At 45.2% G+C, this 22621-nt stretch carries 10 protein-coding genes and 1 pseudogene; 7 read left to right on the forward strand and 4 right to left on the reverse strand.

The genetic code is table 11. The annotated features are described in order from the left end of the window. Positions 1-16 precede the first annotated feature (16 nt). The 5 genes from NSQ58_RS12180 (at position 17) to aspS (ending at position 14983) form a co-directional block, all read left to right on the forward strand. A complete protein-coding gene (locus tag NSQ58_RS12180; RefSeq protein ID WP_341057514.1) occupies positions 17-8893 on the forward strand; it encodes a type I polyketide synthase in 8877 nt (2958 codons plus the stop codon). A gap of 60 nt (positions 8894-8953) precedes the next feature. Then, complete coding sequence (locus NSQ58_RS12185) at positions 8954-9829, forward strand: SDR family NAD(P)-dependent oxidoreductase (RefSeq protein WP_025718361.1); 876 nt, start codon at positions 8954-8956, stop codon at positions 9827-9829. A 61-nt stretch (positions 9830-9890) separates the two neighbouring features. Beyond that, on the forward strand, positions 9891-10844 hold the full coding sequence (locus NSQ58_RS12190; RefSeq protein WP_076264798.1) for an acyltransferase domain-containing protein: 954 nt from the start codon (positions 9891-9893) through the stop codon (positions 10842-10844). Positions 10845-10875: 31 nt separating this feature from the next. Next, positions 10876-13149 carry an ACP S-malonyltransferase gene (gene fabD / locus NSQ58_RS12195; RefSeq protein ID WP_023989384.1) on the forward strand — a complete coding sequence of 758 codons (2274 nt, stop codon included), beginning with the start codon at positions 10876-10878 and terminating at the stop codon, positions 13147-13149. A gap of 64 nt (positions 13150-13213) precedes the next feature. Then, entirely contained in the window at positions 13214-14983 is a 1770-nt protein-coding gene (gene aspS / locus NSQ58_RS12200; RefSeq protein WP_069080030.1) for an aspartate--tRNA ligase, read from the forward strand. Between the two features lie 185 nt (positions 14984-15168). Here the strand turns inward: aspS and NSQ58_RS12205 are convergent, their stop codons facing one another. Further along, positions 15169-17112 carry a serine hydrolase domain-containing protein gene (locus NSQ58_RS12205; RefSeq protein ID WP_071558499.1) on the reverse strand — a complete coding sequence of 648 codons (1944 nt, stop codon included), beginning with the start codon at positions 17110-17112 and terminating at the stop codon, positions 15169-15171. Positions 17113-17368: 256 nt separating this feature from the next. On the opposite strand from NSQ58_RS12205, the gene NSQ58_RS12210 reads away from it, so the two are divergent. Continuing rightward, on the forward strand, positions 17369-19429 hold the full coding sequence (locus tag NSQ58_RS12210) for a glycosyl hydrolase 115 family protein (protein ID WP_341057516.1): 2061 nt from the start codon (positions 17369-17371) through the stop codon (positions 19427-19429). Between the two features lie 169 nt (positions 19430-19598). On the opposite strand, the gene NSQ58_RS12215 is transcribed toward NSQ58_RS12210, so the two are convergent. Together NSQ58_RS12215 and NSQ58_RS12220 are read right to left on the reverse strand one after the other, a co-directional pair. Continuing rightward, the gene (locus NSQ58_RS12215) at positions 19599-19781 is read right to left on the reverse strand and encodes a hypothetical protein (protein WP_175405281.1); all 183 of its coding nucleotides are present in this window, start codon (positions 19779-19781) and stop codon (positions 19599-19601) included. Between the two features lie 10 nt (positions 19782-19791). Continuing rightward, on the reverse strand, positions 19792-20046 hold the full coding sequence (locus tag NSQ58_RS12220; RefSeq protein ID WP_076264799.1) for an MFS transporter: 255 nt from the start codon (positions 20044-20046) through the stop codon (positions 19792-19794). A 91-nt stretch (positions 20047-20137) separates the two neighbouring features. Here NSQ58_RS12220 and NSQ58_RS12225 point away from each other — a divergent pair. Then, positions 20138-21015 (forward strand): annotated as a pseudogene (locus tag NSQ58_RS12225) (LysR family transcriptional regulator). Between the two features lie 86 nt (positions 21016-21101). On the opposite strand, the gene glpK reads toward NSQ58_RS12225, so the two are convergent. Further along, positions 21102-22619, reverse strand: a complete 1518-nt coding sequence (gene glpK / locus NSQ58_RS12230) for a glycerol kinase GlpK (RefSeq protein ID WP_076264800.1) — start codon at positions 22617-22619, stop codon at positions 21102-21104. Positions 22620-22621: the final 2 nt, after the last annotated feature.

The raw sequence follows: 22621 nt of genomic DNA on the forward strand, positions 1-22621 counted from the left end.
TGGGAGGCAATAGAAGATGAAGGATTTTTTTCAATATATTCTAGGCGAGGTAAAAAGCGGACGAATACAGAAAGAGGATGCCATTGTAAAAATACGCCAATTTCAAGCTCAAATGGTTTCACATGAGGCCCCGCAAAGTGGAACAGGGACTGCGGGGTCCTTGGCGGATACGGGAGTCCTTATGCTTGAGCCTTTCTGGAAAGAGCAAGTTGCTCATCAGAAAGTGGCACGCCCTGAATTTAGCCAGCATCTGGTGGTGCTTTGCGAACTGGATCATTTCGCGGAGCGCAGCATTGAATCGCTCATGAAAGGAACCCGTTGCATCAAGCTGCATGCCAGCCAAAGCAGCATGGATGAACGCTTTCAGGCGTATGCCCTCCAGCTGCTCACGGAAGTGCAAATGGTTCTCATAGAGGAATCCAAGGGTAGCGTACTGATACAGATTGCAGTTTCCGCACAAAGCGTTCAGCAACCTTTCGCAGGACTATTGGGATTACTGCAGACAGCTGAGAAAGAAAACCCGAAAATCGTAGGGCAACTCGTAGAATTGGAATCTGTAGGTCTGGAAGAGGTGATTGAGAAATTAAAAGAGAACAGTCAATATCCAAAGAATAAAAGGATACGGTATGAGGATGGTAAACGTTTGGTTCTCGGTTGGAACGAGATGAAACCCACTGAGACAACGGGAAGAGTACCCTGGAAGGATCGGGGGACTTATTTGATTACGGGTGGTGCAGGAGGTTTAGGACTTATTTTTGCGGAGGATATCGCCCAGCGAGTCAGGGAAGCCACGCTAGTTCTTGTAGGCCGTTCAAATCTAGACGAAGGCAAACAGGCCATATTGGAGAAGTTGAAGGCACTGGGGACCCGCGTTGAGTACAGACAGGTAGATGTAGCACGGAAGGAAGAGGTCTCCAAATTGATCCTTGAGATCAGGGAAGAGTATGGAGGCCTTGATGGTATCCTTCATAGTGCTGGAGTAATACAGGATCGTTTTATTATGAATAAATCACAGGAAGAGTTCGCGGAAGTAATGGCACCAAAGGTTGCCGGACTGGTGAACTTAGATCAGGCGACCAAGAAGCTACATCTGGATTTCTTTATTCTCTTCTCCTCAATAGCTGGGATTATGGGCAACCCCGGTCAAGCCGACTATTCTGCCGCAAATGCCTTTATGGATGCCTATGCCGCGTATCGAAACAGCCTTGTATCCTCAAAGGAGCGCAAAGGGCAGACGCTATCTGTCAATTGGCCTCTCTGGAAGGATGGAGGGATGCATGTGGACGATGACACGGAGAGGGCTTGGCAAAGTATTGGCATGGTAGCCATGCAAGCTTCAAACGGTATCCAGGCTTTATATAACGGTCTGGCCGCTGGCCTGAATCAGTTATTAGTATTAGAAGGTGAGCAATCCAAATTGCAAAAGTATTTCCTGGCGTCCCAACCACAGGAGAAAGAATATGTTGAAGAGTCAGCTTCTTCAGAGGTGAATCTTGAACTGCTTCTGGAAAAAACCTTATATCAGCTAAAACTATTGTTTGGAGAAGTTACCAAGCTGAGCATTGACAAGATTGATGTCAGCGAGCCTTTAGAGAGCTATGGCATTGACTCCATCATGATTACAAGGCTTAATCAAAAGCTGCAGGGCATTTTTGGAGAAATATCAATGACCTTGTTTTATGAATATCAGACGTTGGAGGCAGTGGCCGAATATTTTATTGCTGATTATCACAAGGAATGCGTACGGTGGACAGGACTCGGAAGCCAGATAAAGATGGAAGAGAAATCCGTCTCCATTTCCGCAACCTTGCATGCTGCCAGCGAGTTTTCTTTGTCAACCCTGCCAAAGGAAGAAAACAATCGTATCCGCAACACGGCTGCTAACAGAGACCGTGTGAAACACGAGCAAATAGCCATCATTGGTATAAGCGGACGATATCCGCAGGCCAAAAATATGGAAGAGTACTGGAGCAACCTGGAACAGGGCAAAGACTGTATAACAGAAATCCCTGCGGAACGCTGGAAGAGGGAAGGGTTCTACTGTTCCGACATCAAAGAAGCGGTTGAGAAGGGCAAAAGCTATAGTAAATATGGAGGATTCGTGGAGGGTTTTGCAGATTTTGATCCTCTCTTCTTTAATATATCTCCCCGGGAAGCAATGAGTATGGATCCTCAGGAGCGAATATTCCTGGAAGAATGCTGGAAGGTTTTCGAGGATGCAGGATATAGCAGGGAACAGCTCGCCGAACAGTATAATGGCCGGATTGGCGTCTTTGCAGGAATTACCGGAACGGGGTTCAATCTATATGGACCAAAGCTGTGGGAACAAGGACAACCCGTATTTCCGCGAACCTCCTTCAGCTCGGTAGCCAACAGAATATCCTATTTCTTGAACTTAAAGGGGCCCAGTATCCCGGTTGATACCATGTGCTCTTCCTCATTAACTGCAATCCACGAGGCCTGTGAGCATATCTTTAACGGTGAATGCGAAATGGCTGTTGCTGGAGGAGTCAACTTATATCTTCATCCTTCAAGCTATATCTTTCTCAGTACGATGAGAATGCTATCGCCTGAGGGGCGGTGTAAAAGCTTTGGGGAAGGCGGGAATGGATTTGTCCCTGGCGAAGGTGCAGGGGTTGTGCTGCTCAAACCTTTGTCACGAGCCATTGCAGACAAGGACCATATCTATGCGGTTATTCGGGGAACCCGTATCAACCATGGAGGAAAAACAAACGGGTATACCGTGCCTAACCCGGTAGCACAGGGTGAACTGATTAGAGAGGCTTTTGATAAAGCAGGCGTAAATGCCCGGGCAGTCAGTTATATTGAGGCCCACGGTACTGGAACGGAGCTCGGTGATCCTATTGAAGTCACCGGGCTTACCCAGGCATTTAAGAAAGATACGCAGGACACGGGGTTTTGTGCTATCGGCTCGGTAAAATCAAACATAGGCCATTTAGAGGCGGCCGCAGGGATTGCAGGCATCGCTAAAATCATCTTGCAAATGAAAAACCGGAAAATTGCCCCTAGCCTGCATTCCCAAAAACTGAACCCTAATATAAACTTTTCCAAAACGCCATTTGTAGTCCAACAGGGGCTTTCTGAATGGGAGCGTCCGATAGTGGAGGAGGACGGCGAGCAACGGGAATACCCGAGGATCGCCGGGATATCTTCCTTTGGAGCCGGTGGGGCTAATGCTCATATCGTCCTTGAGGAATACCTCCCTGTGGAACAGGATGACTTTCAAAATCCCTTTACTCCTCCAAGACCAGTCGTCATAGTTCTGTCGGCAAAAAGTGATGGAGCATTGAAGGAGCAGGTAAGCCAATTGGCTACTGTAATGGATCGGAATGAGTTTTCCGATCACGATCTGGTGAATGTGGCTTATACCTTGCAGACAGGACGTGAGGCGATGGAAGAGCGCCTCGCTGTGGTCGTTGAGTCAGTGGAGGAACTTAAAAACAAGTTGCGGGACTTTATTGGAGGAAAACAGAGTATTGCACACCTTTACCGGGGACAGGCCAAGCGGGACAAGGAGAGCTTGAACATGGCCTCAGAGGAGAAAACGCTCGATGAAACGGTTGATTTACAGATTCTAGCGGAAAAGTACGGCAGAATCTCAGACTTGTGGGTCAAGGGTGTCCGTATTGATTGGAGCAGACTTTACGGTAATGTCCAGCCCCGCCGTATCCCTTTACCCACATATCCTTTTGCCAGAGAACGCTATTGGATACATGTAGATGAAGAAAAGCCGTTCGCCAATGTGGCTGCACATCTACATCCATTACTGCATCAAAACACCTCCGTACTTTCTGAGCAAAGATTTAGTTCAACCTTTAGCGGCCAGGAGTTTTATCTGAAGGACTCCGTAGTTGACGGAAAGCTTGTCCTGTCAGAAGCGGCATGCCTTGAAATGGTGCGGGCAGCGGTGGAGCAGTCGTTAACAGTACAGGAGAAGGGTCAGGCAAACATCATTATTAAAGATATTGTATGGACACATGCTCCCGCTATAGGAGATCAGCCGTTAGAAATACATATAGGGCTCTTTCCGGGAGATCAAGGAGCGATTGGCTTCAAAATCTATAGCAGATTAACAGAAGCCGGGGACCCTGTCTTACACAGCCAGGGTAGTGCCGAACTGAAGATGTTAAATGAAGCGGAAACGTGGGATATACAGGCTTTGCAGATGGAGTGCTTTCAGCATGTTTCGCCTGGGATAGACGATGAAGCAGTGTGGGGCATGGGAGCCGACTACAGTCCGGAACATCAGGCCAATGAACAAGTGCATATAGGACAGGGGTTAGTGCTGACCAAGCTATCGTTGCCTTCCGGTATTAGGAATACTGAGGGCTTATTTGTTTTGCATCCCTTTATAATAAATGCTGCTTTGCAAATGCCGCCGGCATACTTGTTTTCGAATGATGAAAATATCATGCGGCCTTCAGGCATTGACCCTCTACAGAAAATACGGCCGACTGCCATTGAGAGACTCGAAATTTTTCGGGAATGTCCCTGTGAAATGTGGGCGTTGATCCGGTATAGCAGAGGAAGCGGGGCTGGTCATAATACGCAGAAGTATGACATTGATTTGTGTGATGAGGCAGGCCAAGTCTGCGTGCGTATAAAAGGATGCTCCTACAAGGAAGTGGACGCATGTGAGAAAACACTTGGTGTAATGATGCTCCAACCCTTCTGGAAAGAACAGGCGGTTGCGGAGGACACGATGGTTCCCATTTACGAACGACATGTGGTAATGCTTTGCGAAACAGATACCATTGCTGCAGGAGATATCGAGTCCTCCTTGGCAGGAGTGGAATGTATCACTCTGCAATCCGGTATGGAAGAGGTTGATCGCCGCTTCGAAAAGTATGCCGTCCAGGTTTTTGAAAAAATAAAAAGTATCCTGGATGACAAACCCAAAGGCAAGGTGCTGGTGCAGATTGTAACGATGCCTCAGCATGAAAAGCTGCTCTTCGCTGGGCTGTGCGGCATACTCAAAACTGCGCAAAAGGAAAATCCAAAGATCTATGGTCAGTTAATTGAAGTTGAGGATACAGAAAAAATGGAAGGGCTCATCGAAATACTAAAGACGAACAGCCGACACCCTGCGGATAGCCGCATCCGGTTTGCAGAAGGCAAACGTTGGATTCCTGTCTGGAGTAAAGCAGAAATGCCGTCAGAGACACCGGATATTCCATGGAAAGACCGCGGGGTTTATTTGATTACTGGAGGAGCAAAGGGTTTAGGTCTTATTTTTGCTAAAGAGATTGCGCGTCAGGCCAAGGAAGTGACTTTGATTCTTACTGGACGTTCCCTACTGGATCAGGACAAGCAGACTTCATTGGAGGAATTGAAGGCATTGGGCGCCCGGGTAGAATACAAGCAGGCGGATGTCACGCGGAAGGAAGCTGTGGTTGGCTTAATTGAAGATATCAAACAGACATACGGCGGAATCAACGGCATCCTGCACAGTGCTGGAATAATCCAGGATAACTATATTATTAAAAAGACTAGCCTGGAATTCAGGGCAGTGCTGGCGCCCAAGGTTGCGGGACTGGTAAATCTGGACCAAGCCAGTAAGGACATTGCTCTTGACTTCTTTATCCTTTTTTCGTCAGGTTCGGGAGTGGGTGGTAATGCAGGTCAGTCTGACTATGCTGCCGCGAATGCTTTTATGGACGCATATGCCTGGTACCGCAATACCTTGGTAACCTCCATGGAGCGTACAGGCAAAACGCTGTCCATCAATTGGCCGTTATGGAAAGATGGCGGAATGCGGCCTGACCAGGAGACGGAGAAGGCCATGCAGAAGGTGGGTATGTATGCGATGAGGACAGAGACAGGAATGAGCGCCCTGTACCAAAGCATAGCCTGTATTTCGGATCAGGTCATGGTGATCGAAGGAGACGTAGAGCTAATCAGCAACATGATGATCATGGAGGGACAGCTTGAAGAAAGCGGCAAAGCATCCCGGGATCAGGCGCTCGGATCAGAAGCTGAAGCATACATCGTTTCCTCCACAGCAAAGAAGACAGAGTCCGGCCAGGAAGAAGACCTGTTGCGTGAAAAGACGGTCCATTACTTGAAGACTCTGCTTTCATCGTCCATCGGCCTGCCCGTATATCGAATCGAAGAGGATACACCTTTTGAAAATTATGGGGTTGATTCTATAAAGTCTATGGAGTTGACCGACCAGCTGGAGAAAACATTCGATCAGGTGTCGAGGACTCTATTTTTTGAATATCCAGATATCCGGAGTTTAACGGAATATTTTGTGGAAGCCTATCGAGACCAATTGATTGCTTTGTTTGGCATAGATCAGGTAGCGGTTGCAGGCGCGAAAACCGACACAACTTTTGCAGCAAACAAGGAAGTGTCCGGCAGAGAAGCGGACCTGCTGCGTGAAAAGACGGTCCATTACTTGAAGACCCTGCTTTCAACGTCCATCGAACTGCCCGTATATCGAATCGAAGAGGATACACCTTTTGAAAATTATGGGGTTGATTCTATAAAGTCTATGGAGTTGACCGACCAGCTGGAGAAAACATTCGATCAGGTGTCGAGGACTCTATTTTTTGAATATCCAGATATTCGGAGTTTGACGGAATATTTTGTGGAAGCCTATCGAGACCAATTAATCGCTTTGTTTGGCATAGATCAGGCAACAGCTGCGGGTGAAAATGCCGAACCAACTTCTATAACAAATAAGGCAGTGTCCAGCCAGGAAGAAGAGCTACTGCGTGAAAAAATGGCAAGTTACCTAAAGAGCCTGCTCTCTTCGTCCACTGGACTGCCGGAACATCGCATTGAAGAGGACAAAAATCTAGAAAACTATGGTGTTGACTCCATAAAGTCAATGGAATTAACCGATGAGCTGGAAAAAAACTTCGGCCCGCTATCGAGGACCTTACTTTTTGAATATCCGAATATCCAGAGTTTAATAGAATATTTCCTGGAATCGCATCGAGGCGAATTGATTGAATGGTTTGGTATGGAGCAGGTAAAAGCCCCTTCTCCGATATTCCGTCGTCCCCAATTTTCGGCAACCGAGGTAGAGGCTCAGGAGGAGAAGAAACAAGAAACAGGAGCGATGGACATTGCTGTCATCGGGGTGTCCGGGAAATATCCAGGGGCGGAAAATCTTCAGGAGTTCTGGAGCAATCTCCAAGATAGCAAGGACTGCATTACCGAAGTTCCAAAAGACCGTTGGGAGCACGATCTTTATTTTGACAAGGAGAGAAACAAGCCGGGAAAAACCTACTGCAAGTGGGGCGGTTTCATGGAACGAATAAGCCTGTCAGAGCCAGCATTCTTTCATCTCACCCCCTATGAGATCAGTTTAATGGACCCGATGGAGCAACTTTTCCTGGGAATAATATGGAATTTGCTTGAAAGTGCAGGATATACGCGAGAGGCATTACAGAAGAAGCACCAGAACAAGGTTGGCGTCTATGTGGGCGCTACGTATCACAAATACTGCTCCTGTGATATCGAACCGGACTCTGCCCAACGGGTAACATCATTTGGGTCTGTTGCAGTCGCAAATCCCATGTCGCATTATTTCAATTTCCAGGGACCGAGCATATCCATTGATACGATGAGCTCTTCCTCAGCTGTAGCTGTCCATATGGCATGTGAAAGCCTGATCAGGGGAGAGTGTCAAATAGCGGTAGCTGGCGGGGGGAATCTATTGACTAGTCCCAAAAAGTATATTGAATCCAGTCAAAATCAGTTGATTGGAAGTCATGAAGATAGCAGAAGCTTTGCAGATGGGGATGGGTACCTTCCAGCGGAAGGAGTTGGAGCGGTACTCTTAAAACCGCTTCATAAGGCTGTACAGGATGGAGATTGCATTTTAGCGGTTATTAAATCCACGGCAACCAATCATGGGGGACATAGCAATGGATATACAATCCCTAACCCCAATGCGCAGGCGCAACTAGTCGAAGAAAACTTTTTGAAAGCCGGTATAGACCCCCGGACGATCAGTTATGTAGAGGCAGCCGCAAATGGTTCTACATTGGGAGACCCTATTGAACTTGCTGCTTTGAATAAAGCATTCCAGAAATTCACGACTGAGCAGCAATTTTGTGCCATTGGCTCAGTCAAATCCAATATAGGGCATGCAGAAGCGGCTTCGGGAATATCACAGCTAACCAAGGTCATATTGCAATTGTGGCATCGAAAACTGGTTCCTACCATTAAAGCCGAGAAGCTTAACCCTAATATTAATTTCAGTAATACTCCATTTTATTTGCAACGGGAGGTTCAGGAATGGGAGCGGCCTGTAATTGAGATTCAGGGAGAAGAACGGGAATTCCCGTTGCGGGCAACCGTAAGCTCCTTTGGTGCGGGAGGCTCTAATGTGCATTTCATTCTGGAAGAATATATCCCTTCAGAAAAAGACAACATTCATTTGCGAGTGGCAGATCAGCCCCAAGTGGTGATTCTCTCGGACATAAACCGGGAGAGACTGATGGCGCTTGCCAATCAATTACTGGGATATTTGGAGCAGCAGAGCGATGATGCCTTACAAGATATTGCCTTTACACTTCAGACAGGCCGCGAAGCGATGACATGCCGGGCGGCAATCGTAGCGAATACGCGGCAGGATCTACTCACGGGTCTTAGGGAACTTCTCGAAATAGCCGATAGCGGCAACGGGCCCGAAGGGGCATCTATTCCGTTATTTATAGGAGAAAGTGCAGAAGACTCAAATACGAGTGCGCTTCTCTCAGGGAAAATAGGAGAGACCGTTTCTCAATTGCTGCTAGAGGAGAAAAATATGGAAAATATAGCGATGTATTGGACCCAGGGGGGCAGGATTTCATGGGAGGCACTTCATGAGGATAAAGATGTCCGCAGAATCCCCCTACCGATAACCCTGTTTTAAACATAAACAGGGAACCGATCACTATCAGATGGAAAATACAAAATATTCTGGAGGTAAATCATGAGGGAATTTAAAGATAAGATAGCCGTAGTGACGGGAGCCGCCAGTGGGATTGGCCGTGCTATTGCGGACCGATGTGTAAATGAGGGCATGAAGGTCGTCCTCGCGGATATTGAGGAGGAGGCCCTTCTAAGGGCCGAAAAACAATTGAAAGACATGGGCGCAGAAACGTTATCTGTGGTGACGGATATTTCCAAAGAAGCTGATATACGTGCATTAGCGCAAAAAACGGTTCAGACATTTGGAGCTGTGCATCTTTTGTTCAACAATGCAGGAGTGGACGCCGGAACGGGCTGCTTATTATGGGAAAATACGGTGGCGGATTGGCAGTGGGTAATAAACGTAAACATATGGGGGATTCTCTTTGCAACTGAAATTTTTGTTCCTATTATGCTGAAACAGAAAACCGCATGTCATATTGTGAATACAGCTTCCATCGCCGGGCTATTGTCCGGCCCTGGTAATGGCATATATAGCGCGTCAAAACATGCCGTTTTAAGCTTGTCTGAAACGCTACACCAAGAACTCAGATTGATAGGTTCCAATGTAGGGGTTTCAGTTGTCTGCCCCGGGTTCGTACGCACCCAAATTATGGATGCGGAACGAAACCGACCGACGGAGCTGAGTAAGCAGACCGGACTAGGAAATCTTCCCCCGGAAAGACAAGTCATTAATCAATTGGCCCGCAAGGCTGTCCAGAATGGAATACTTCCAGAGGATGTAGCAAATCAGATGTTTGAGGGAATCAAAAAAGGGCAGCTATATATCATAACAGAGCCGAAATTCAAACCTGCAATAAGACAACATATGGAGAATGTTCTTAACGAAAGCAATCCCACACCTTCCCAAATGCAATTAGTTCGCAATTTACTGTGAAATATTCGTTTTAAATGGAGTTATTGGGATTTTATCAATGAGTATGTTGTGGGAGGTTAGAATGGACAGATCTGTGATTTTTATGTTTTCAGGCCAAGGCTCACAATACTACGGCATGGGAAGAGAATTATTTAAGTTAAATCCAGTTTTCCGAAAATGGATGACGAAGCTGGATGATATTCATACGGATATTACAGGAAGGTCCGTATTAAAAATGCTGTACGACGACAACCGTGGGAGAGGAGACCTGTTTGATAGTCTGTTATATACTCACCCCGCAATTTTCATGGTGGAGTATGCCCTCACACAGGTATTACTGGAAAAGGGGATTTATCCTGATTACGTTTTGGGTTCCAGCCTCGGTGAGTTTGCATCTGTTGCTGCGGCTGGTTGTATGAGTTATGAAGATACTCTTCAATGCCTTGTCAAGCAAGCAGAAATGGTAGAAACCTACTGTCCAAAGGGTGGCATGCTGGCCGTAATTGGCGACCTCAGTCTGTATGACCAAATATCCGTATTGAATGCCAACTCAGAGTTAGCATCAATCAACTATGACTCGCATTTTGTCATTTCTGGAAGCTATGAGGAACTGGAAGAAATTGAACGCTACTTGATAGCAAATGAGATTATATGTCAAAGATTACCGGTCCAGTTTGCTTTTCACTCTTCCTTAATGGACCCTATAGCCTTGGAATATACAGCGTATTTAAAGCTTAAGCCCCTAAGGAATCCGACTATAAATATGGTTTCATCTATGTACGGAGGAAAGGCGACATCCCTTGACAACCGTTTTCTTTGGGATGTCACTAGAAAACCTATCCGTTTTCGGAACGCTTTAAAATGTCTGGGAGACGGGGACGGGGTCATCTATATTGACCTTGGCCCCTCGGGCACTCTTGCTAATTTTGTGAAGTACAATTTTGGTAACAAGAAAATGGCAAGTATTTGTTCTATTCTTTCACCTTTTCAAAACGATATGAAAAATTTGGATCGTCTATTTGAAATATTCGACTAATATGCATTCACTAGCAAAAAGGAGGACACAAATGATCGCATATCTGTTCCCTGGACAAGGGGCTCAAGCCAAAGGCATGGGAGTAGGACTATTTGACGAATTTCAGGAATTGGTTGCAAAAGCGGATGCTATTCTTGGTTATTCTATTAAGAAACTGTGTCTTGAAGATCCTGCCAATCAACTAGGACAAACGGATTTTACCCAACCGGCGCTATTTGTCGTAAACGCTTTGAGTTATCTTAATAAATTAAAAGAGACTGGAAGAAAACCCGATTATGTTGCAGGACATAGCCTAGGTGAATACAATGCCTTATTTGCCGCAGAGGCATTTGACTTTGAAACGGGCTTGAAGCTGGTTAAAAAAAGAGGAGAACTGATGGTCAAGGCTACTGGTGGTGGTATGGCAGCGGTCATAGGCTTGAACGAGGAAGTATTTAGAGAAGTTATCGAGAAAAATAATTTAAGGGAGATTGATGTTGCTAATTTTAATTCGCCAAGCCAGATTGTCATCTCAGGACCGAAGGACATGATTGAGCAGGCGCAGCCAATTTTTGAGGATGCAGGAGCCACAAACTATGTGATTTTAAATGTAAGTGGAGCATTTCACTCCAGGTATTTGGAAGATGCCAGACAGAGATTTGAGGCCTATGCGTCACAGTTCGAATTCTCAAAATTGAAAATACCAGTCATTTCAAATATCTATGCCAGACCCTACAGGCAGCAAGATGTAAGGAGTACGCTGATCAACCAGATCGTAAGTCCAGTCAAATGGTCGGAAAGTATAAGATATCTAATGGGTAAAAATGTAACCCAGTTCATACAGGTTGGGCCTGGAAAAGTCATAACAGGGTTGGTTAACGCAATACAACGAGACGCAGAACCGCTGATTGTGAGGGAGGATGAGGAACGTAGCGAGCAGGTACAGGAAGTAAAGTCGAAGAATAGTATATCCGGCCAACGATTTACGGCGGAGTCTCTTGGTCATAGCGAATTCAAAAAATATTATGGACTTAAATACGCGTATCTTATGGGTTCGATGTATAAGGGAATATCTTCAAAAGAGATGGTCGTAAAAGCAGGTAAGGCAGGAATGATGGGATTCTTTGGGGCAGGGGGAGTCAAGATTGGGGCCCTTGAGGAAGCTATAAAGTATATTCAGCAAGAATTGAACCAAGGCGAAGCCTATGGAATGAATCTTATTCATGTTCCCGATCACCTGGAAATAGAAAATAACATCGTTGATTTGTACATAAAATACGGTGTTAGAACTATTGAAGCCTCTGCTTTTATGAGTATAACGCCTTCTTTGGTAAGGTACAGATTGAAAGGTTTGAAACGAAATGAAAAGGGGATCGTAACACCGCAGAACAGGATTATAGCGAAAGTATCAAGACCCGAGGTTGTGGAGGCATTCTTGAGTCCTGCGCCTCAGAATATCGTAAATAAACTGCTTGAGGAAAATAGGATAAGCCGGGATGAGGCCCGGATGGCGATGGAAATTCCTATGGTAGACGATCTGTGTGTCGAGGCTGATTCAGGCGGGCATACTGATCATGCTGTTGCATATGTACTGGTTCCGTTAATGCTTAAAATGAGGGATGAAGCGTTACTTAAGTATAAATACAATAAAAGTATAAGGGTAGGGGCAGCCGGGGGGATAGGGACTCCACAAGCTGCTGCGGCAGCGTTTATACTGGGTGCGGATTTTATCATGACAGGCTCAATCAACCAATGTACGGTTGAAGCAGGGACAAGTGATGATGTAAAGGATTTGCTCCAGCAGTTAAATATACAGGATACAGACTACGCTCCCGCAGGGGATATGTTTGAAATGGGAGCGAAAATTCAGGTTATGAAAAAAGGAGTTTTTTTCCCGGCCAGGGCGAATAAATTATATGATCTTTACCGTAATTATAACTCCATAGATGAAATTGATAGCGGAACCAAAAAATATATCGAAGAAAAATATTTTAAGAAGAGTATTGAACAAGTATATGAAGATATTAAAGCTTATTACCCGGCTGAGATCATTGAAAAAGCTGAAAGAATTCCTAAACGTAAGATGGCGTTGATATTTAGATGGTACTTTACTTATTCTACACGACTTGCAATGAATGGAGACAAACACAGTAAGGTTGATTATCAAGTACACTGCGGACCAGCCCTTGGCGCTTTTAACCAATGGGTCAAGGGAACAGTCTTTGAGAATTGGAAGAACAGGCATGTTGATGAAATAGGACAAAAAATAATGGTTGAAACTGCGGAATACCTGAATGAGAGGTATAAAGCTTTAACGATAATGTGAGTATATGTGTGGAGAAAAATAGAAATCATTAAGATGATAGGGATAAAAGAAAGTGGGGTTTTTCATGCATAGTTATAGGACTCATAACTGTGGAGAATTGGATCAAAAACATGTCGGCGAAGTAGTGAGAATTGCAGGATGGATAAAAAATATGCGTGACCATGGCGGGGTTATTTTTATTGACCTTAGGGATCATTATGGAGTAACGCAGATTGTTGTTTCTGATAATAACGAATTGAAAGATTTTGTATCAAAGATCAGCAGGGAGTCAACCATTTCTGTTACAGGCACTGTATGTAACAGATCTGAAAATACGATTAGTCCCACTATGAAAACCGGGCATATCGAGTTAGCTGCTAATGAGATAGAAGTTTTAGGGAAGGTAGTGAATCCATTACCTTTTGAAGTATCTTTAGCAAATGAAGCTCGGGAAGATTTAAGATTAAAGTATCGTTTCTTGGATCTACGGAATGAAAAAATACACAATAATATTATACTTCGTTCTAAAGTAATTCAAAGTATCAGAAGAAAGATGATCGATTTGAATTTTTTAGAGATCCAGACACCTATCCTGACAAGTTCATCTCCAGAGGGCGCCAGAGACTATTTAGTTCCTAGTAGAGTGCATCCAGGCCAATTTTATGCCTTGCCTCAAGCACCACAACAATTTAAACAATTATTAATGGTTTCGGGCTTTGATAAATATTTTCAAATTGCTCCGTGCTTTAGAGATGAGGATGCAAGGGCAGACAGATCACCCGGCGAGTTTTATCAGCTGGATTTGGAAATGGCTTTTGCAACACAGGAAGATGTCTTTAATGTAGTTGAAAATATGCTATATGAAGTTTTCTCTGAATTTACAAATTTTAAAATCTCAAAGCCTTTTACCAGGATTCCATATCAAGAAGCCATGCTCAAATACGGGAGCGATAAACCTGATTTAAGAAATCCATTAATTATCCATGATGTTACAGAGCTGTTTACAGAGACTGATTTTAAAGTATTTAAAAATAAAACGATAAGAGTTATTGCTGTTCCTGGTTGTGGAGCACAGCCAAGAAGCTTTTATGACGATATAGTAAACTTTGCTATTGAGGCTGGAGCGAAAGGCCTCTCATGGATTAAGTTCAACGATGATATGTCTCTTAGTGGCTCTATTGCAAAATTCATCTCTGAAGAGGTGAAAAACGAATTAATACATGTTACGCAAGCTAGTTCAGGATATGCACTGTTTTTTGCTGCTGACCAACTTAAAAATGTCGAAAAAATAGCCGGTGCTGTCAGAAATCAATTAGGAAAAAGACTGGATTTGCTGGAAAAGGATATATATAAATTTTGCTGGATAGTTGATTTTCCTATGTTTGAATTGGATCCTGATACTCATAAAATTGGGTTTAGTCATAATCCTTTTTCGATGCCACAAGGTGGTATGGATGCGCTGCTGAATATGAATCCTCTTGATATCCTAGCGTACCAATATGATATTGTATGTAATGGGATTGAACTGTCCTCGGGTGCTGTCCGTAACCATGATACGGAGATTATGGTAAAAGCCTTTGAGATTGCAGGTTATACATATGGAGATATCAAGAGTAAATTTCCTGCACTCTTTAATGCTTTTCAATTTGGGCCGCCGCCTCATGCAGGTATAGCACCTGGAATTGATAGGATTGTTATGATCATTGCAAATGAATCGAATATCCGAGAGGTTATTGCTTTTCCAATGAATAGCAAAGCGCAGGATCTATTAATGGGAGCACCTTCGGAGGTTACTGAGAAACAATTGAGAGATGTTCATATAAAATTGGTAAATACTCAGCCAGAAACAGAATAAACAGATTCAACAACATACTGAAAGCAAAGGCTGAAATCGGCACGTATTTGAATCTCATTGAGTGTGTTAAAAACTCTCCCTGCTAGATGCAGAGGAGAGTTTTTTTATTTAGCTCAGATTGGGGTTGTTCACGATGACAATCTTCATCGGTATACTAGAAGGTATGGCAGGCTTATCAAGTGGAGCTATGCCAAAAAGTAGAAATTATAGGAATACAGGAAAATCGAAATAGCTAGAAACGAAAGAATCAGCGTCGCGATGTATACCTTTCTTAACAATGTTGTTTTGGAAATATTGCATTTTCTTACAGCAAGATAGGCAGCCGGTACAAAGGCAAGCCCAAGTACCCAGAAAAAGATAATATTCAAATTGAAATTGGACATAGGCTGAAAGGGGTCGCCTATCAATTGGATGCTGGAAGCAATGAGATTGACGATCACAAGCAGACCCAGCAATGGTATTACGGTTACACTGTCAGGGAAGGGAAGCCGCGAAGTATTCTTCTGCTTTCTTGCGTCCTTGAGCTTCCGCAGCCACCCTGTAATACCAAAAACAAACCCAAGCGCAAACCAAATGCCGCATGCCCCCACTAGAATATAACTGAAAATGGATGTTTGCAGGAAGGATATCGGCAATTGGTCATCGATCACTCCATATGACAATTGCGTCACTTTACCATCGGCATTGGTTAAGAAAAAAAGACGACTGATGTTTAAGCCCGCGTAATCATAAGAAGTGCTCCCGGGAGTCACACGTTCAAAAAAATAGGGTTTGGTTTCTACATAATCAACATGAATATTCATGGATGGAATACTCAGAGTGATTCCGCCATTGCCGTTGGCTGTGACCACTTCTTCCGCATTGGATAATACGGGTATAAGCTTCAATATACCAGATGATACTGCACGAGCAGAACGGTATTTTCCCGCCACATCCGCGCTATGCTTCAACGTGCTATCCGCTTGCGGAGTAGCGTGGGAATCCCCAACAAACAGGTCAATGAGTTCGCTTCTTGCACCGGACATTTCATTTTCCACATTGGTCAGGATGCTGATCCCAAAGTTTTGATCCGGCACGATAGAGACCAGAGAGGAGAATGAATCTGTATTTCCACCGTGCTCGATAACACGATAATCTCCCGCGAACCGTTCCCAAAAGCCATGGGCATTCCCCGGAAGCTCGGGATAGTGGGTATATGAAGCCTCATGCATTTCTCGCAGGGTTTCATTCTTGTTGAATAGCGAATATTTTAAGGAATGCTCCATGTTCAGATGAGCAAGCATAAAATGAGCCATGTCCTCCGAAGTAATGTTTAACGCACCCGCCGGCACATCATTAAAGAAAACATTGGGCTTTGCCACCCAGTTTCCATCCTTCTTGGAGTAGCCTGTTGCTTTATGTTCGATAACCTCCGGGATAAGATCATATCGTTGTGTAAAGTAAGAATGTTTCATGTCTAGAGGCTCAAATATATGTTTCTGAATATAGGTTTCAAAAGGCATTCCGGATACACGTTCTATAATATAACCGGCCAGGTTGGTCCCATAGTTGGAATAAGCAATCACTGTTCCAGGCTCATAAATCTGTTCAGGCTGATTTCTGGGTGCGATATGCTCCTTGAGAGACCTAAGATCAGCAGGATCATGAACCAAAAGTTTTTCCAGGTGCTCCTCAAAACCTGCCGTGTGGCTCATCAGTGATTTCAGGGTAATAGGCTTATCAAAAGAAAGCTTGAGAAAGCCGTCAGGCAAGTATGTGCGGATGTCCGTATTCAAATCCAGCTTTCCCTGCTCAACCAGTTGCATTACTGCCGTCCAGGTGAACAATTTCGATACTGAACCGGCCTCCATATAGGTTGTTTTCGTACTCATGGGTGTTTGTTTCTCGATGTTTGAGTATCCGTAACCTTTTGAAAAAACAATTTTCCCGTCCTTTACTATGGAAACCGCAGCACCAGGAATCGCTGTTCCTATATATTTTTTCATAATTTGATCTGTTCTGTTTTCGATTTCGGAAATCGGAATTCCAGAGGGCGTGGTTGGAACGGACCCAGAAGCATATGCCTGGACCGGGATAAATGCCATCAATGCCAACAGGAACAAAGAGGCAAATCGTTTTTTCAATTTCATATCAAGTCTCCTTTTTGCTGCACTTGAATCTTTAAGGGCAGTCTGTTTTTTGGAACATTTTTAGTGTAGCAATCAAGTCTTTCTTATTTCTCTCCTGTTCCTTACTTTTTTCTTTCTCGAATTAAGCTTCAACTCTCAAGTGATTTACCGAAAAAAGCTATATTTACGTTGGAACAGCTTTATATGTATGTTGCCAACCTATAAAATAAAGACAAGAAGAATCCTCATAGTTGAAAAAAATAGGAGATGACAATAAATGAAAGCCTGTGAACCTCTAACTATTTCATCTGAAAGCGGATACAATCTTCAAACCGATGAAAGTGTGCCAATTGCCCACGCTTGGAACATGATTGCGCGAGATCATAAGCAAGTGTTTGGCCGCGAGCCATTGCAAACAGAAGTAGATCCCTCGATCATTATCCGTTATGCGCAGGAAGGAGATAGCTGCCCGCATTGGCCAGAGGGCTATTGTCTGCGTTTTGTTGCTGGTAGCAAGGGAACGGTACTCCAAATTATCGGCCGTGATGAATTGGGAATCATTTATGGACTGCTTCATTACAGCCGTTTCGTTCTGGGTGTGGAGCCGTTCTGGTTCTGGGCGGAGCTTCTCCCTCCTAAGCGGGATACCATCGTTTTGCCGAGTCTGAATGTTGACAGTATACCGTCCAAGGTCCGATATCGGGGATGGTTTGTCAATGATGAGGTATGCTTGATTGGCTGGAAGGATGATTATCCACCGACGGAGCAGGTGTGGCAGCCCGTTTTTGAAGCGTTACTGCGCTGCGGTGGAAATATGGTGATTCCCGGAACCGATTTACCACGCACAGGTATCCATCATAAGCTTGCAGCAGACATGGGCTTATGGATCACACATCATCATGCTGAACCGTTGGGGGCGGAGATGTTTTTGCGCGCCTTTCCGGGTAAACAAGCTAGCTACAGAGAGCATCCCGAGTTGTTTGAACAGCTGTGGCAGGTAGCGATTGAACGGCAGAAGGAAGAGAAAATTGTATGGGTACTATCTTTTCGCGGGCAGGGTGACAAGCCTTTTTGGGAAGATGATCCTTCCTTTAATACGCCGGACAAACGCGGACAATTAATCTCGTATGTGGTTCGCAAGCAGTACAATATGATCTGTGAATTTGTGGAGCAGCCCGTGTGCTGTATGGCGATGTATGGTGAGATTGCCGAGTTATACAAGCAGGGGCATATTAAGGTACCCAAAGGGGTGATCAAAATATGGGCGGACAATGGTTACGGTAAAATGGTATCTCGGCGCCATGGGAATCTTAATTATCGTGTACCAGCATTGCCTGAGGCGCAGGATGGGGGCAAGAATGGAGTATATTACCATGTGACCTTCCACGACTTGCAAGCGTCGAACCATCTTACCCAATTTCCCTCCTCAGCCAGCTTGATTGTAGAGGAATTAACATCAGCGTTTACTACAGGGGCGGACGAGTACCTGCTGGTCAATTCAGGTAATATTTTGCCGCATGTATATACGCTGGATTTAGTAGCAAATTTATGGACGAATGGTAACGTGGATGCCGAAGAGCAGCTTACTGATTTTATCGGACGGCTGTACAGTAGTCAGCTTCAAGAGATTTCCCAATTATACCGGGATTATTCCCGTTGCACTATCGTTTATGGCCCGCATAAGGATGATCGAGCAGGGGAGGAATTCTATCACCATCCGGCTCGGCAAATTATGGGGTATTGGCTACAAGGCAAAGAAAGCAGTGATGAACGGCTGTACTGGGCTACTGGAGAAAGGCCTTTTCCTGAACAGGTACGCTGGTTCAAGGAAAAAGCCGAGTCGGCAATCCCGGATTGGGTTGAACTACGAGAGCGGTGTCTACGAATCATGAAGCAGTTGTCTGAAGATGAATGTCGCAGGCTGTATAATCAACTGCTTGTGCAGATTGAACTGCATCTGAGTGGTTCACGTGGACTGGCAAGCTTATGTAGCGCTTATGGGCTGTTCCTTGAAAAAGATTACCCAAGAGCATTTATACAAGCTTCTCATGCCGTTTGGAGCTACCGGATGGGTAAAGAAGCGTTGTCGCTCGCAGGAACTGGAAGATGGGAGCATTTCTACCGGGCAGATTGGTTAACCAATCTAGATAACACTATTTCTCATGCGGACACTGTGCGGAGATTTCTTCGTCTTCAGGGAGACAGTCCGGATATGTTCCTGTGGTCCAAACAATATTTAATGCCAGAAACAGAGAAATATATCTACCTGGAGAATACGCATCGCAAGCCCCTTCCCGATGATGAGTTGGCACGCTGTCTGGAGAAGGTATTATATTAAAAGGATCTTAGAACTTCTATGACTTCTGATAAAAGAACCTTCCAATCCATGAAGTTAGATGGACAGGAAGGTTCTTTATAACCTGATCTACATATTCGTTGAGCTTCTTGCCAAGTGTGGATGTGATTCTCAGCCATCTAACCGTCAATGTTTTTATAGGGCAATAGGTCTATTTCTTGGGGGAGAACTCGTGATTCTTAGCACGCCACGAAACTATGAAGGCAAGTAGCATAAGAATCAGTAACGCCCACGGGAAAGAGCTGCTTCCAAGTGTCTCCAGAAGAATTCCGCCAAGCAAACCGCCTCCACCAATGGCCAAATTCCAAGCGGTTACAAGCATAGACTGTGCCACATCCGCGCTCTCACAAGGCAACAGTTAAATAGACAACAGCAGGTTGGTGACTTCCGATTCCCAGCGCCAAAGATGCGATAGCGAAGCCGAAGGTACTCACAAGTACCAGTAGACGCAGCCAGCGGTCAATGAATACACCGATCAACCCGATTCCGGCAACCGAAGTTATTCCAAAAATAAGCAGCAACACATCTGTTTGGGAAGCCAGTCCAGCTTGATTTAGATAGGGAGCGATATAGGTGTAAAGAATATTATACGCTAGCACCCAAATTAAAACGACAGTTAAAGGTATATTTTGATATAACTGAAGTACTATTATTTCATGGAGGGAATAACCGTATGGTTATAACGGGTGTATGTCTGTGAATATGAATCATCTTGAAGTGTTTATGAAGGTTGCGGAGAAAATGAATATGACGGAGGCTTCCAAAGCGCTGTTTATTTCCCAGCCTGCGGTTAGCAAGGCTTTGATCCAATTTGAAAATACTTTGCAGTGAAATTGTTTATTCGCGACAAGCAGAATGGACTCGCACTGACCGAAGTGGGAAAAGAAATGCTGAGTCTGGCCAGACAAATGAAGGAAATCGAAGATAAAATGGTTCAGCTTGCGTGTCAGGAGAATAAGCTTTTACGCGGTAAAGTAAAAATAGGCTCCTTCCCGGCAGCCTCTACGAACTTGCTTCCAGAAGCGATCTGCTTATTCCGCTCCCAATACCCCGATGTCACCATTGAACTGATGGAAGGAAACTCGAATCAAATTAAACAATGGGTGGAGGATCGCACTGTTGAAATTGGAATAGTAGCTTCTCCTTTCGATCATTATGACGTCCATATTCTTGAACACGATTCCATGGTTGCTATCATGCCGGAGAATCATCCATTGCAAGCAGAACATGAGGTTTCTCTGGAACAGAACAGGAACGACCTTATCTTCTGTAAAGGAGGACATGAATCTGCTGTATTAAACACCTTGCATGAGCAGCAAATTCCTTTCCAGGAGAGTCTCACGGTCCAAACGGCTGAAACCTTAGTCCATATGGTCCAAAAAAAGTTGGGCATTGGCATTATATCGAAGTTTACGCTTTCCTCGGTGTCCCATACACTAATCGTTAAAGAGATCATTCCCCAAATTTCGCGGGATATCGGAATTATCGCGCATTCTTTTGATGAAGCGACCCCGGCAGCCCGTGAGTTTGTAAAAGCGTTGGGTCAGTTATATCGTTCGAGTGAGTAACTTAATAAAAGGGCCTTTGTAAAAGCAAGGGCCCTTTTTGTTTGGTTTGTATTGGGGAGATATGAGGAGTGGAGTACAGAGATTATTTATAAAACGGGAGATTCATGCTGTTGTTGCAATACAGACTGAACAGCCCGCTGCCAGCCAGTATAATATTTCTCTCTGGTAGCCTCATCCATCTTTGGTTCGTATGCTTCATACATTTTAAGATTGGAAGCGATTTGCTCTGGATCGGACCAAAAGCCTGTGCCGAGCCCACCGAGATAGACCGAACCCATGGCCGACAGCTCGGCACATGTGGATCGGGTCACAAGGTTGCCCAGAATATCGGCCTGAAATTGCATCAGCCAAGTGTTGGAGGAAGCCCCGCCGTCCGTGCGCAGGCCGACCAACTCAATCCCGGACTGTTCCTGAATAAACTCTATAGCGTCCCGTACTTGGTAAGCGATGCTCTCCAGCGCAGCCCGGACGATGTGTCCTTTGCCAGTTCCACGGTTCATACCGATAATTGCCGCCCGGGCGTAGGGATTCCAATAGGGAGCGCCCATTCCGACAAAGGCAGGCACAAGATAGACGCCATCGTTTGCAGGAACGCTTTCGACTAAGCGCTGCATTTCCTCAAAGGTAGAGAACAGTCCTAAGTTGTCCTGCGTCCATTTGATGCTGTCGCCTGTTGTCCGGATGATGGCTTCAAGCGCATACGTAACAGTTCCGCCGGCCCCCCAGGCGATAGCGGTTACAAGTCCGTCACCGCCATCCACCGGATGATTCCCTACGTTCATTAATACAGAGGTACCCGTGCCAAAGGTTGCTTTGGCTGTTCCGGGCTTGAAACACAGATGCCCATACAATGCCCCTTGTGAATCCCCAATGACGCCCGAAATCGGTATTTTCTCATTGAAAAGGTCGCAATCTGCCGTATATCCGAAAATAGCGTCGGATGGTTTAACCTCAGGCAGCAGGGAAGAAGGAACGGAGAACAGCTGGGCAAGCTCTTCATCCCACTCCAGCGTGTGGATATTGAACAGCGATGTACGGCTGGCATTTGTAAAGTCGGTTGTATGGTTTTTACCGCCGGTAAGCTTCCAGACCAGCCAACTGTCCATGTTCCCTGCAAGTAGCCTCCCTTCAGCCAGCAGGTTGGCAGCTCCTTCCGCATGTTCAATGATCCATTTGAACTTGGCAGCGGAGAAATAAGGGTCAAGCATAAGCCCTGTTTTGGCGTGGATGGTTCTTTCGTGGCCAGCTTGCTTCAGCTCGGCGCACAGGTCCGCCGTACGTTGGCATTGCCAGACAACAGCATTATATATTGGCTGACCAGTCGTCTTATCCCACACCAATGCCGTTTCGCGTTGATTGGTGATTGTCAGCGCAGCTAGTGCGGACGGGTGGACGCAGGCTTGCTCCAATACGCTGCGGGCCGTTATTTTGACATTTTCATAAATTTCGAGCGGATCATGCTCTACCCAGCCGGGATGGGGGTAATATTGCTTATGCTCCATCCCGCTGCGGGCGATTACTGTACCCTGATGGTCTACAAGGAGTGCTTTGGTGCCTGAAGTACTCTGGTCGATGGCCAATATATATTGTTGATTGTGCTCCATAT

Origin of the sequence: Paenibacillus sp. FSL M7-0134, from assembly GCF_038007865.1 — a bacterium.
Classification (GTDB): Bacteria; Bacillota; Bacilli; order Paenibacillales; family Paenibacillaceae; genus Paenibacillus; species Paenibacillus polymyxa_B.